This window comes from Streptomyces poriticola (assembly GCF_036689765.1).
Taxonomy (GTDB): Bacteria; Actinomycetota; Actinomycetes; order Streptomycetales; family Streptomycetaceae; genus Streptomyces; species Streptomyces poriticola.
On sequence record NZ_JBAGKH010000017.1, the window covers coordinates 1 to 12,282 of the forward strand.

General features: G+C 74.4%; 10 protein-coding genes and 4 pseudogenes. 4 read left to right on the forward strand and 10 right to left on the reverse strand.

Translation table 11 applies throughout. The features are described 5' to 3' along the window. The 7 genes and pseudogenes from V5O46_RS20440 to V5O46_RS20470 form a co-directional block, all read right to left on the reverse strand. Window positions 1–1,144, reverse strand: a 1,144-nt coding sequence (locus tag V5O46_RS20440) for a serine/threonine protein kinase (RefSeq protein ID WP_332886082.1), incomplete at its 3' end; no start/stop codon positions are given. Between the two features lie 120 nt (window positions 1,145–1,264). Then, on the reverse strand, window positions 1,265–2,044 hold the full coding sequence (locus V5O46_RS20445; RefSeq protein WP_332886083.1) for an HAD-IIA family hydrolase: 780 nt from the start codon (window positions 2,042–2,044) through the stop codon (window positions 1,265–1,267). Window positions 2,045–2,186: 142 nt separating this feature from the next. Beyond that, window positions 2,187–2,294 (reverse strand): annotated as a pseudogene (locus V5O46_RS20450) (2-aminoethylphosphonate ABC transporter substrate-binding protein); the annotation flags it as partial. 123 nt (window positions 2,295–2,417) lie between these two features. Next, window positions 2,418–2,543: pseudogene (locus tag V5O46_RS20455) on the reverse strand (GntR family transcriptional regulator); the annotation flags it as partial. 107 nt (window positions 2,544–2,650) lie between these two features. Continuing rightward, window positions 2,651–3,520, reverse strand: a complete 870-nt coding sequence (locus V5O46_RS20460; RefSeq protein ID WP_332886084.1) for a hypothetical protein — start codon at window positions 3,518–3,520, stop codon at window positions 2,651–2,653. Window positions 3,521–3,726: 206 nt separating this feature from the next. Next, window positions 3,727–4,197, reverse strand: a pseudogene (locus tag V5O46_RS20465) (ROK family protein); the annotation flags it as partial. A gap of 522 nt (window positions 4,198–4,719) precedes the next feature. After that, window positions 4,720–5,508, reverse strand: a pseudogene (locus V5O46_RS20470) (ROK family transcriptional regulator); the annotation flags it as partial. 73 nt (window positions 5,509–5,581) lie between these two features. Between V5O46_RS20470 and V5O46_RS20475 the strand changes: the two are divergent. The 3 genes from V5O46_RS20475 (at window position 5,582) to V5O46_RS20485 (ending at window position 8,363) form a co-directional block, all read left to right on the forward strand. Further along, the gene (locus V5O46_RS20475) at window positions 5,582–6,649 is read left to right on the forward strand and encodes a Gfo/Idh/MocA family oxidoreductase (protein ID WP_332886085.1); all 1,068 of its coding nucleotides are present in this window, start codon (window positions 5,582–5,584) and stop codon (window positions 6,647–6,649) included. 220 nt (window positions 6,650–6,869) lie between these two features. Continuing rightward, on the forward strand, window positions 6,870–7,400 hold the full coding sequence (locus V5O46_RS20480; protein ID WP_332886086.1) for a heme-degrading domain-containing protein: 531 nt from the start codon (window positions 6,870–6,872) through the stop codon (window positions 7,398–7,400). Window positions 7,401–7,481: 81 nt separating this feature from the next. Continuing rightward, entirely contained in the window at window positions 7,482–8,363 is an 882-nt protein-coding gene (locus V5O46_RS20485) for an LLM class F420-dependent oxidoreductase (protein ID WP_332886087.1), read from the forward strand. A gap of 141 nt (window positions 8,364–8,504) precedes the next feature. Here the strand turns inward: V5O46_RS20485 and V5O46_RS20490 are convergent, their stop codons facing one another. From V5O46_RS20490 to V5O46_RS20500, 3 genes are all read right to left on the reverse strand, one after another. Next, entirely contained in the window at window positions 8,505–9,362 is an 858-nt protein-coding gene (locus tag V5O46_RS20490) for a fumarylacetoacetate hydrolase family protein (RefSeq protein ID WP_332886088.1), read from the reverse strand. Between the two features lie 165 nt (window positions 9,363–9,527). Continuing rightward, a complete protein-coding gene (locus V5O46_RS20495) occupies window positions 9,528–10,247 on the reverse strand; it encodes a YidC/Oxa1 family membrane protein insertase (protein WP_332886089.1) in 720 nt (239 codons plus the stop codon). Between the two features lie 114 nt (window positions 10,248–10,361). Continuing rightward, entirely contained in the window at window positions 10,362–10,676 is a 315-nt protein-coding gene (locus tag V5O46_RS20500; protein ID WP_332886090.1) for a DUF6412 domain-containing protein, read from the reverse strand. Between the two features lie 543 nt (window positions 10,677–11,219). Here V5O46_RS20500 and V5O46_RS20505 point away from each other — a divergent pair. Then, a complete protein-coding gene (locus tag V5O46_RS20505; RefSeq protein ID WP_332886091.1) occupies window positions 11,220–12,242 on the forward strand; it encodes an SEC-C domain-containing protein in 1,023 nt (340 codons plus the stop codon). Window positions 12,243–12,282 lie beyond the last annotated feature (40 nt).

Consider the following 12,282-nt stretch of genomic DNA (forward strand, 5'->3'; position numbering starts at 1 on the left):
GGGGGGGGGGGGGGGGGGGGGGGGGGGGGGGGCCCGCCGGCCCCCCCTGGGGGGGGGGGGGGGGGGGTGCCGACGGGACGGGGCCGTCCGTCGGCACGGTGGGGGCGTGGTCCCCACCTGATGGCGCCGCCGCGGGAGCCTGGGTGGGCACGGCCGGCGGGGCGGAGGGCTGGGCGGGCGGCAGCGCTGGAGCGGGTGGCGCGTCCACCGGGACCGGTGAGGGGGTGCCGTCGGCGGCCCGCCGGGAGGGAGCCGTCGTCGTGGAGATCACGGCGGTGCGCAGGCCGGCCACCCACCGCATCAGCGACTCCGGGCGCTCCCCGGCCTCGGTGGCGCAGACCGCCGCCACCTCCGTCTGCCGTTCGTCGCTCAGCGCGGCCAGTTCGGGCAGGTCGAGGAACTGCCGGCGCAGTTGTTCGGGGGTGTGGGCCGGTGGCCGGCCGCTGAGCAGGAAGTAGGCGATGGCCCCGAAGGCGTAGCGGTCGGTCGCCGGGGTGCGCAGTCCCTCGAAGACCTCCGGCGCGGCGAACCCGGGGGTGAACCACACCTCGGCGGTGCGGTGCTCGGCGGTGAGCTTGCTGAGCCCGAAGTCGACGAGGGTGGCCTGTCCGTTGGCGTCGACCATGACGTTGCCGGGGGACAGGTCGCCGTGCACCACGACCCGGCCGGAGGGGGTGCCCTTGCCCGCGTGCAGCCAGTCCAGGACCTCGGCCAGCTGCTCCAGGAAGCGCACCGCCTCCCGCCGCTGGGAGGGCGTGTCCAGCGGGTGCTCCGCCCGCCAGTCGCGCAGGTCGACGCCTTCGACGTAGTTCATGACCAGGCACAGGGACCTGCCCGGTGGGGTCGCTCCCTTGCGGTGTGCGGGCATGCCCTCGAAGTGTTCGCGGACACCGACGACGCCGAGCCGGTGCACGAACCGCAGGAGTTCGGCCTGCTCGCTCCACCGGGCGCTGACCTTGGTCAGCTCGGCCGGGGCCAGGGTGGCCTCAGCGTCGAACACCTTGATGACGACCGGTTCGCTCGCCCCGCCCAGCTCGATCTCGGCCAGGTACAGCACCGCTTCGCCGCCCCGCCCGATGGAGCGCAGCAGCCGGTACCGGTCCGGGGCGGAGTCGGGCCCGATGTACATGCTGGTGTCCGTCATGCGTCGCTGTCCCCCGAGGTGGCTGATTCTCTTGCGTGGTAAGGCATTTCACCATGCCGGACCCCGGCCCCGGGAGACGGGACCGGGGCCGGGACGGGGCTCGGGACCGGGACGGCGGGCTCAGACCCGGTCGACGAGGTCCGCGATGGAGTCCACGACCTGGGACGGGCGGTAGGGGAAGGACTCGACCTGTTCGGGCCGGGTCAGGCCGGTGAGCACCAGGAAGGTCTGCATACCCGCCTCCATGCCGGCCAGGACGTCGGTGTCCATGCGGTCGCCGATCATGGCGCTGGTCTCGGAGTGGGCGCCGATGGCGTTGAGGCCGGTGCGCATCATCAGCGGGTTGGGCTTTCCGGCGAAGTACGGCTGCTTGCCGGTGGCCTTGGTGATCAGGGCGGCGACGGCGCCGGTCGCAGGGAGCGGGCCCTCGGTGGAGGGGCCGGTCTCGTCGGGGTTGGTGCAGATGAAGCGGGCCCCGCCGTTGATCAGCCGCACCGCCTTGGTCATGGCCTCGAAGGAGTAGGTGCGCGTCTCTCCGAGAACCACGTAGTCGGGGTCGTGGTCGGTCAGGACGTATCCGATGTCGTGCAGTGCCGTGGTCAGACCGGCCTCGCCGATGACGTACGCCGACCCGCCGGGCCGCTGGTCGTCCAGGAACTGGGCGGTCGCCAGCGCCGAGGTCCAGATGGACTCGATCGGCACCTCCAGGCCCATGCGGTGCAGCCGGGCGTGCAGATCGCGCGGGGTGTAGATGGAATTGTTGGTGAGGACCAGGAAGGGCTTGCCGGACTCACGGAGCTTCTTGAGGAAGGCGTCGGCGCCGGGGATCGGGACACCCTCGTGGATGAGGACGCCGTCCATGTCGGTGAGCCATGACTCGATGGGCTTGCGGTCTGCCATGTGTGCGAACTCCTGGCGTCGTACGGGAGGGGCGGGGCGCCGGAACCACGGCGTACCGACGCCCCCAGCCTAATCAGGGGACGGCTCGACCGGACCCCGTCGATGACGGGAGAACCGTCGTCGTCACGGTGCGGGAGATGGCGACCTCGGGCGCGAGCTCTCCGGTGGAGGCGGACGGGCCGACGTTGTTGGCCTGCAGCCCGCCGGAGTACTCCATGGCCGGCTGCCGTCCGCCGAAGTCGTGCAGGGACCCGTCGACTTCATCCCTCGCCCAACGGCGGGGGTTCCAGGGGGTTCCAGGGGATTCCAGCGGTCGCCCGCCGGATTCCTTGGTTCACCGACGACCGCCCGACCGGGAGGACTCCCCTGAGGCCTCCCCCGACTCGTCGACGAGACGGCCGATCTGCGCCTTCACGGCGTAGTACTTCGGCACGCGGCCGTGCTCCGGGATGCCGGAGCGGACGGGGGCGCCGGGGGCCTGGTCGTTCGGGTGGTCCACCCGGGGATCGTCGCAGACGGGGGTGAAGGCGTGGGCCCCGTTCTTGTCCTCGCGCTCGCCCTCGGCCTCGCCCTCGGCCTCGTCCTCAGCGCGCGGGCAACGTGCGGTCAGCGGCGCCGGCGGGCCAGCAGTACGACGCCGGCCCCGGCGGCGATCAGCAGCGCGGTGGACGCGAGGGCGAAGTAGGTGCGGCGGACTCCGGTGCCGGCGAGGGCGTCGCTGGCGGTGGCCGGGGCGGGGGACGCGGTGGTGCTCGCGGCCGGGTCCGGGGCGTCGGGGGCGATCCGGAAGCGGTAGTCGTTGGACTGGCCGACCCAGTCGCCGTCGTCGGCGCGGCGCTGGACCACGGCGGCCTTGGCGGTGACCTCGTTCGGCTCGGCGCCCGCGGCCACGGCGAGCCGTACCTTCACGGTGACGGTCCGGCCGGGGCCGACGGTGAAACCGGGGAAGTCGTCGTCCTCGCCGGTGAAGGCGCCGATCAGCTCGTCCGCGTCGGTCGCCTCGAAGCGCACGGGGTGCGACCGGTCGCCGTCCTGGAACTCCATGCGGGGCTGCGAGGGCTTCAGGGCGCGTGCCTCGTCGACGAGGACGACGACGGGGTGGATGCCGGCGCAGCTGCGGTCGGTGGTGTTGCGCAGGTCCAGGTACCAGGTGCCGGGGCCGCCGCCGGGCCGGTAGCCGGACGGGCCGCCGTGGATACGGGTGGCGAGGGGGAAGGTGTGATCGTCGGAGGCGGTGCAGGCGGGGAGCCGGCGGGGGCTGGGCTTGGTGGGGGCGGGGGCCGCCGCGGGGGCGGGGGCCGGGGCCAGGACGGGAGCGGGTGCGGGGACGCCTGCGGGGTCGCCTGCGGGCACAGGGAGGGTCGGTGCGGGGACGGAGGCCGGGGCTCCGGGGCGAGGAGGCGCGGCGGGCGGGGGCGCGGCGGTGGCCCCGGACGCGCCGAGCAGGACGGCTGCCGCCGCCAGGCAGGAGGACATGGGCGTACACAGTCGCATGAACACATGAGCATGCCGGTCCGCCGGGACGCCGGGCACCGCCATGCCGTGTGCGCGCTCCGGACGGCGGTACGGAACGACGCGTTCGGCGTACCCGAACCGTGCCGTGTGCAGGTCGGCCGGACCCCGGACGTCAACCCGCCCGATCGGCGGACCCGACCCGTGATGCCCGGTGGCGGGCCGGTCCCTCAGGAATCACCCCGCCCGAACAGCGGCGCGAGCAGCAACTGCGCCGCGCCCTCGGCGACCCCGCGCGCTCCTCCGGGCGCCAGGTGCACCGGTACGGCCCCTGCGCGCCCGCCCTCACGCCGGGCGCGGGCGTCCAGGACGGCGCCCACGCCACGGACGAACACCTCCGGCGCGGCGGCGACGGTACGGCCGCCGAGCAGCACCAGGTCGATGTCGAGCAGCCCGGCGAGGTTGGCGGCGCCCGCGCCCAGCACCCGGGCCGCCTCGTCGAGGTCACCGCGGGCCACGGCGGCCAGGCACAGCACCTCGACACAGCCCCGGGCGCCGCAGGTGCACACCGGCCCGTCCAGCTGGATGACCTGGTGCCCGAACTCGCCGGCCCCGGTCCGCGTGCCCCGGTGCACACTCCCGGCGATCACCAGACCGGCCCCCAGCCCCGTACCGAGGTGCAGGTAGGCGAAGGATCCGGCCTGATGGGACCCGAGACCGAATCCCATACCGCGGTCACGGCCGGGAGCACCGTCACGGCCAGGGGCGCCCTCACGGCCAGGGGCACCGTCACGGCCACCGGCACCGTCACGGCCACCGGCACCGTCAGGGTCCACGTCGTTGTCATGGCCGGGGCCGGGGCCGTGGCCGGGGTCCGTGGCCGGGCCACCCTCCACGGCCGGACCACCCTCCACGGCCGGGCCACCCTCCACGGCCGGGCCGGTACCCGCAGCCAGGCCCGCACCCGTGTCCGGGCCGGTGCCCGAGACCGGGCCGATACCCGAGACCGTGCCGCCCTCCGTGGCCGGGCCACCACCCACGTCCGGCCCGCCGCCCATAGCCACTCCGCCACCCATACCCGGGCTGCCGTCGGCGTCCCGGCCGTTGCCGATGCCCGTGCCCCCACCTGCGCCCCCGCCGGAGTCCGTACCCGCGCCCCCGCCGGAACCCGTATCGGAGCCCCCGCCGGAACCCGCACCGGACCCCCGGGCGACGCCGTCCCCGCCCAGCGCACCGACGGCGAGCCCGAGCACAGCCGCGTTGGTGTCCTTGTCGACGACCACCGGCACCCCCAGCCGCGCGGCCAGCGCGTCCCGCAGCGGGAAGCCGTCCCACTCGGGGAAGCCGGTGACCCGGTGCAGTACTCCTCGCGCGTGGTCCAGCGGACCGGGGAGGGCGATGCCCAGACCGAGCAGCGTGGGAGTACCGGCGAGCCCGGCAGCCCCACCGGGCACCACCCGATCCGGAACGCCCCGGTCCGGAAGTCCTCCAGCCGCAGGAGCCTCACCCGCAGGCGCTCCGGCGGCCGGAGGCGGCACCTCCCCTCCCACCGGAGCCCCGCTCGACAGAACCCCGGCCACCAGCTCCTCCGCCTCCCGGGCCACCGCCGTCACCACCGCCTCCGCGCCCGCCCCGAGGTCGAGCGGGGAGCGCCGCTCCCCCACCACCGCACCCTCGAGGTCGGCCAGCACCACGCGCAGCTCGTCCCGGTCCAGATGCACCCCGAGGGCGTGCCCCGCGCCCGGGACCAGACGCAGCACCGTCCGCGGTTTGCCCCCGGTGGAGGCACGGCGTCCCGCCTCCGCCACGAGGCCGTCCTGCCGCAGCCTGGCGGTGATCTTGCTGACCGCCTGCGGGGTCAGCCCGGTCCCCTCGGCCAGCTCCAGCCTGCTGATGCCCTCCGCACCGGCGGTGCGCAGCAGGTCCAGCACCAGCGCCGTGTTGTGGCTGCGCAGGGCCGGGAGGCCGGCGCCCCCGCCCCCGCCGATCGGCCGCCCGTCACCTCGGTTCACGCGTCACTCCTGTTCACACCCTCATTGTCCCTGCCGCTTGCGCTTTGGCAACAGCGTTGCGAAAGTGGGGCTCATGACTGGTACCCCCCTCCGCGTGGGCCTCGTCGGCTACGGCCTGGCGGGCTCCGTTTTCCACGCGCCGCTGATCGCCGCCACCGAGGGCCTGACCCTGGACACGGTGGTCACCTCCCGCCCCGACCGGCAGCAGCAGGCCCGCGCCGGGTTCCCGGGCGTACGGACGGTCGCGACGCCGGACGAGCTGTTCGACCGGGCCGCCGAACTGGACCTGGTCGTGGTGGCGTCGCCCAACAAGACGCACGTCCCGCTCGCCGCCACCGCCCTGAAGGCCGGTCTGCCGGTCGTGGTCGACAAGCCGATCGCAGGCACGGCGGCCGAGGCGCGCGAGCTGGCCGGCCTGGCGCAGGACCGCGGCCTGCTGCTCTCGGTCTTCCAGAACCGCCGCTGGGACAACGACTTCCTCACCCTCCGCAAGCTGCTCGCCGAGGGCACGCTGGGCGACGTGTGGCGCTTCGAGTCGCGGTTCGAGCGCTGGCGGCCGAAGCCGAAGGGCGGCTGGCGCGAGTCCGGCGACCCGGCGGAGATCGGCGGGCTGCTCTACGACCTCGGCAGCCACGTCGTGGACCAGGCGCTGGTGCTGTTCGGCCCGGCCAGGCAGGTGTACGCCGAGGCGGACGTCCGGCGGGCGGGCGCGGAGACCGACGACGACACGTTCATCGCGATCACGCACGCGAGCGGCGTCCGCTCCCACCTCTACGTCTCCGCGACCACGGCCCAGCTCGGCCCCCGCTTCCGGGTGCTCGGCAGCAGGGCCGGCTACGTCAAGTACGGCCTGGACCCGCAGGAGGCGGCGCTGCGCGAGGGCGGGCGGCCCGGCCCCGGCTGGGGCGAGGAGGACGAGTCGCTGTGGGGCCGCGTCGGCTCCGGGGAATCCCCGCCGACCGGCGGCGGACGCGTCGAGCGGACCCTGCCCGGCGACTACCCGGCGTACTACGCGGCGGTGGCCGAGGCCCTTCGCGCGGACGGCCCCAACCCGGTGGGTGCCCACGAGGCCGCCGCGGCACTGGACGTACTGGAGGCGGCCCGCCGGTCCGCCCGGGACGGAGCGGTGGTGCCCCTGTGACGCCACACGGAACCCTGTGACATCAGACCCGCACGGAACCCGTGCCGCCACACCGGAACCCGTGACCACACGGGAATCCCCGTGCGCTGCCACGCGGAACCCGTGAGGCCGCCCGGAGACCCCGTGACGCAACCCGGGAACCCCCCGACGCCGCACGGGAAACCCCGGTGACACCGCACGGAACCCTATGCCGAGCCACGAGACAGGAACGAGCCCGCCCATGACGACCGCCCCGGAACTGACCCCCGGCCTGGAGGAGCTGCAGGCCCAGGAACGCCGTCTGGTCTTCCGCGCCTTCACCCATGACGACGCATGGGCGCTCGGCTCGCTCCTGGTGGAGCTGGCCCGCGAGCGGCAGGCGCCGGTGGCCGTCGGCATCCACCGTGCCGGCCAGCAGCTCTTCCACGCCGCCCTGCCCGGCTCGACGCCCGACAACGACGCCTGGATCGCCCGCAAGCGCAGGGTGGTGGAGCGCTACGGCTCCGCGTCGTACCTGGTCGGCGCGCGGTTCCGGGCGAAGGGCACGACGTTCGAGGAGTCCTCCCGCCTCGACCCCGACACCTACGCGGCGCACGGCGGTTCGTTCCCGATCACCGTCGAGGGCGCCGGCGTGATCGGCGCGGTGACGGTGTCCGGACTGCCGCAGCTGCAGGATCACCGGCTCGTGGTGGAGGCACTGGAGCGGTTCCTGGACGACCAGGAGCCGTCCGAGGCGTCCGGCGAGTCCGGTGCTGGACATCCGCGGGAATGATCACCGCCTCCTCCCTGTTGGCAGCGAGTACGGACGTGGCCGGGACCGCCGACCACGGCGCGACCGGAGGGACGGAACCCGATGAACGACGCGACGACCGCGCTGAAGGAATCCGTCGGACGGTACGGGATCTGGAGCGTCGGCCTGCGCTCCGCGGACACGGAGGACGCGGGCCGGCGTGACGAGCGGGCCGAGGCGGCGGCCGAACTGGAGAAGCTCGGCTACGGCGCCCTCTGGCTGGGCGGCAACACGGATGCGACCCACGCCGCCCCGCTCGTGGCGGCGACCTCGAGGCTCGTGGTCGGCACCAGCATCCAGAGCGTCTGGGACCACGAGGCGTCCGCCACCGCGGCCCGCTTCGCCGAGCTCGAGGTGGCACACCCCGGCCGGTTCATGCTCGGCCTGGGCGTCAGCCACGGCCCGCGGGTGCAGGGGTACGGCCGCCCGTACGCGACGATGGTCGGCTACCTCGACGAGCTGGACCGGGCGGGCCTGCCGGCCCATCGCCGGGTGCTGGCGGCGCTCGGCCCGAAGATGCTGGAGCTGTCCCGGGACCGGGCGGCGGGCGCGATCCCGTACCTGGTCACGCCCGAGCACACCGCACAGGCCCGCGAGCGGCTCGGCGACGGCCCGCTGCTGGCCCCGGAGTTCAAGGTCGTACTCGAGTCCGATCCGGCGCAGGCCCGCGGTACCGCCCGCGCCTACCTCGCCCGCTATCTGGAACTGCCCAACTACACGCAGAACTTCCTGCGCCTGGGCTTCACGGAGGAGGACGTCGCGGGCGGCGGCAGCGACCGGCTGGTCGACGCGGTGTTCGCCTGGGGCGACGACGACACGATCCGCCGCCGCATCGCGGAGTTCCACGAGGCGGGCGCCGACCACGTGGCCCTCCAGGTGGTGGACGGCGACCCGGCCGGCCTGCCCCGGGAGGGCTGGCGCAGGCTGGCCGCGCTGCTCGGCTAGGCGCGGCCAAGCAGGTCGGGCGAAGTCCGCTGCGGTTCGGCGGCGCCCTGAAGGGGCGCGGGGAAAGGCGCGGCCAGCCACGACGGCACCGATGGCACCGCAGACGAGCGACGGCGTATCGCGGCGCTTCCAGCGGAGCGCTCAGGCGGCCTTCAGTTCCTGCCGCTGCCGCCCCAGTCCCTCGACCTCGGCCTCGACGACATCGCCGGCCCGCAGATAGGGCTTGGGCTCCGGCTGCCCCATGGCCACTCCGGCCGGCGTCCCCGTGTTGATGACGTCGCCGGGGTAGAGGGTCATGAACTGGCTGACGTAGCGCACGACCTCACCGACCGGGAAGATCTGGTCGGCGGTCGTACCGTTCTGCTTCAACTCCCCGTTGACCCACAGGCGCAGGGCGAGCCGCTGCGGGTCGGGCACCTCGTCGGCGGTGACCAGCCACGGCCCGAGCGGATTGAACGTCTCGCAGTTCTTGCCCTTGTCCCAGGTCCCGCCGCGCTCGATCTGGAACTCCCGCTCGGAGACGTCGTGCGCGACCGCGTACCCGGCGACGCACGCGAGCCCGGCCTCGGCCGACTCCAGATACCGGGCGGTGCGCCCCACGACGACGGCCAGCTCCACCTCCCAGTCGGTCCTGGTGGACCGGCGCGGCACCAGCACGGTGTCGTTCGGCCCGACCACGGTGTCCGCCGCCTTGAGGAACACCACCGGTTCGGCGGGCGGCTCGGCGCCCGTCTCCCGGGCGTGGTCGTGGTAGTTCAGCCCGATGCACACGACCTTGCCGATCCGTCCCAGCGGCGGCCCGATCCGCAGCCCGGTGCCGTCCAGCACGGGCAGCTCACCGGCCGCGGCGGCGCCGCGGACCCGGCCGAGCGCCGCGTCGTCGGCGAGCAGGCCGCCGTCGATGTCCGGTACGAGCCCCGACAGATCGCGCAGCGTCCCGTCGGCGTCGAGCAGCGCCGGCCGCTCGGCTCCTGCCGCACCTACTCGCAGCAGCTTCATGTTCTCCAACTCCCTCGGCGTCGCGGGCGCCCCGCCCGATGAGGTGCGACTGGGTGCGGCCGGCGCGCAACCATCGGAGGACTTGGCTGATCCTCCAAGGTCGATGTCCACTCGGCAAGACCCCGTTCACGTACTGGACCGTAGGTTGCGGCGGCCACCCTCGGTTCACCGGTAGAGGACGGCCCGCTCTACGGCGCTCCAGGTCGTGCTGGTGACCACGTACAGCGCGGCGGCGAGCGGCACGACGGCGACCGTGACCAGGGTGAAGAAGGACATGAACGGCAGCACCCTGGCCACGGCGCGCAGGCCGGGTACGTCGTCGCCGACGCCGCTGCCGGAGGGGGCCGGGGCCGTCGTCCGCTTGGTCCGCCGGTAGGCGAAGACGGCGACCGCGGTCACGAACGCGAACAGGCCGAGGTACACGAGCCCGGCCCCGCCGGCGATCCCGCCCGCGCCGAGAGCGTCGGCCCACCGCCCGCCGAGGGGCGCGGCGAACAGCCGGTGGTCCAGCAGCTCGTTGGCCTGCCCGCCGATCGAGGAGCTGGAGAACAGGTGGTAGAGAAGGAAGAAGGCGGGGAGCTGGCACAGGCTGGGCAGGCACCCGGAGAGCGGCGACACCTTCTCCTCGGCGTGCAGCTCCAGCACGGCCCGCTGCAGCCGCTCGGGGCTCCTGCCGTGCTTGCGCCGCAGCTCGGCGATCTTCGGCTGGAGCGCGGCGCGGGCCTTCTGCCCGCGGGCGGCGGCCAGCGACAGCGGCAGCACGAGCAGCCGTACGAGCGCGGTGAACAGGATGACGGCGGTGGCGGCGGCGTTGGCGCCGAAGAACGGGTGCAGCAGATCGGCGAGCTGCTCGACCAAACTGGCAGAAATACTGAAAACAGACATGGGTGAGTGAACCCTCCGGGGTCGCGTCGCGCCGGAACGAATTGACTGGAACGGCATGACGACACGCCCCGCGCGGGGCCGCGGACGGTTCTGGTGCTGTGTGTGCCGGGGCCCCTACGCGGCGGTCGCCGGAAGGGCCCGCCCGGGCGCTCGGGGCCTGCGCCGGCCCGGGGCGTCGGGATCGCACTGCGGCAGGAAGGCCGTACGCCGGGCGCGGTCGCGGATGGCCGTGCGCACCCGCGTGGGCGGCACGGCGGGCGCGCAGCGTGCGGCGGCGAGGGCACAGACGGAGAGCGCGGCGCCCGCGGCAGCGGTCGCGGCGAACGCGACGGTGGCGGCGGAGAGACTCCCCGCATCGATCAGCACGAGCTGGAGAACGAGAAGCACCAGCACGGCGAGTGGCCTGGCACCCCTCCGCTCACGCACCACCGCGGCTCCCCCTCCCGAACTCCTGTCCGCAGTTATACAGGACGCGGCCGACATACAGGGCGGCCGGGCCGCCGCGGATCATCAGGGGACGGGGCCGCGGAAGGCAGTGGCCGAGATGCGGCCCCACGCGTCGACGAGTCGAAGGCGGTGAAGGGACGGTCCGCGGAGACACCCCAGGCAGGCCACGGACGATGCGCGAACGAGCCGCAGACGGGCCACGGACGATGCGCGAACGAGCCGCAGACGGGCCACGCACGATGCGCGAACGAGCCGCAGACGATGCGCGGGGGAGCCGCGGATGGGCGGCAGGCGAACCGCGGACGGGCGTGGATGGCCCACGCACGGGCGTGGGTGCGTCCACGCACGGGCGTGGGTGCGTCCACGCACGGGCGTGGGTGCGTCCACGCACGGGCGTGGATGGCCCACGCACGGGCGTGGATGGCCCACGCAGGGGCGGCAGGCGGGCCGCGGTCGGGCGTGGGTGCGCCCGCGGACGCACCCACGCCCTCACCCCTGTCACCCCACGGCAGTACGGTGTCCCTCATGCGCCCCGACACGCCTGCCGAGAACGTCGACCACACCGCCGAGGCGGCACGCCTGGAGCGGACCGCCGGCCTCTATCCCGAGGATGCCGAGGCCCTGCTGCTGCGCGCCGCGGCCCATCTGGAGCTGTCCGGCGACCGTCCCGCGGCGACCAGGCTCTACGACCGCCTGCTGTCCCCGTCGGAGGGCTCCGGGGCGTTGGACAACCCGGCGCTCGTCCGGGCCCTCAAGGCGTCGAACCTGTGGGAGTACGGCCACGAGGCGGAGGCACGGGCGATCATCGACGGCGTCCGCGCGGCGGCCCCGCGCGACCCGGCCCCGTGGGTGATCGTCGCGGAGGCGCTGGAGTCCCACGACGAGCTGGAGGCCGCACACGAGACGTTCACGGAGGGCGCGCGGCTGCTGCTGACGGACGTCCCGGAACCCCCGTACGCGACACACCCGCTGCTGTACGGCCGCCACCGGGTCCGCAGGATGCTGGGCGCCGACCACGACGAGTGGGACACCCTCGCCGACACCCTCCACTCGATGCCCGTCTCCCTGGACGAACTCCACGACCCGGGGCGCGTCTGGTCACTGGGCTCGGACAACCCGGCGGACCTGGAGGCCGAGATCTCCCGGCTGCGCGCGGAACTCGGCGCCTACCGCGAGGCCCTGTCCCGCCCCTTCCCGGTCGCCATGCTGCACTGGCCGGCCGACGAACTGGCGGAACTGCTGGAGGCGTACCCGTCACTGTCCGCCGAGTACCCCTCCTACGAGGAGCACGTCACCACCCTGGAGACGGCCCTGCGGGAACTCGCCTCGTCCGGCACGCCCAACCTGGGCATCGTCCCCGGCACGGTCCCCTCCTACGAGGCCTTCGCCGCCTCGGAGGGCACCTCCCCGGCCGACCCCACCCTCCTCCCCCAGTACGCCACCACGCTGGCCGCCCGCGGCCGCGCAACGCCGTGGCCACCCCAGAAGGGGGCGGGGTGCTGGTGCGGGGCGGGGCGGTCCTATGGGGAGTGTCACGGGCGGGCGTGAATCATCTACAGGGGTGTCCGATGGAGGCTCTGGAAGCGCT

Bases quoted from the DNA above. Each gene is read 5' to 3' on its own strand.
- V5O46_RS20490 (WP_332886088.1), bottom strand. From the start codon at position 9,362: ATGAAGCTGCTGCGAGTAGGTGCGGCAGGAGCCGAGCGGCCGGCGCTG.
- V5O46_RS20475 (WP_332886085.1), top strand. From the start codon at position 5,582: ATGACTGGTACCCCCCTCCGCGTGGGCCTCGTCGGCTACGGCCTGGCG.
- V5O46_RS20480 (WP_332886086.1), top strand. From the start codon at position 6,870: ATGACGACCGCCCCGGAACTGACCCCCGGCCTGGAGGAGCTGCAGGCC.
- V5O46_RS20485 (WP_332886087.1), top strand. From the start codon at position 7,482: ATGAACGACGCGACGACCGCGCTGAAGGAATCCGTCGGACGGTACGGG.
- V5O46_RS20460 (WP_332886084.1), bottom strand. From the start codon at position 3,520: ATGTCCTCCTGCCTGGCGGCGGCAGCCGTCCTGCTCGGCGCGTCCGGG.
- V5O46_RS20495 (WP_332886089.1), bottom strand. From the start codon at position 10,247: ATGTCTGTTTTCAGTATTTCTGCCAGTTTGGTCGAGCAGCTCGCCGAT.
- V5O46_RS20505 (WP_332886091.1), top strand. From the start codon at position 11,220: ATGCGCCCCGACACGCCTGCCGAGAACGTCGACCACACCGCCGAGGCG.
- V5O46_RS20445 (WP_332886083.1), bottom strand. From the start codon at position 2,044: ATGGCAGACCGCAAGCCCATCGAGTCATGGCTCACCGACATGGACGGC.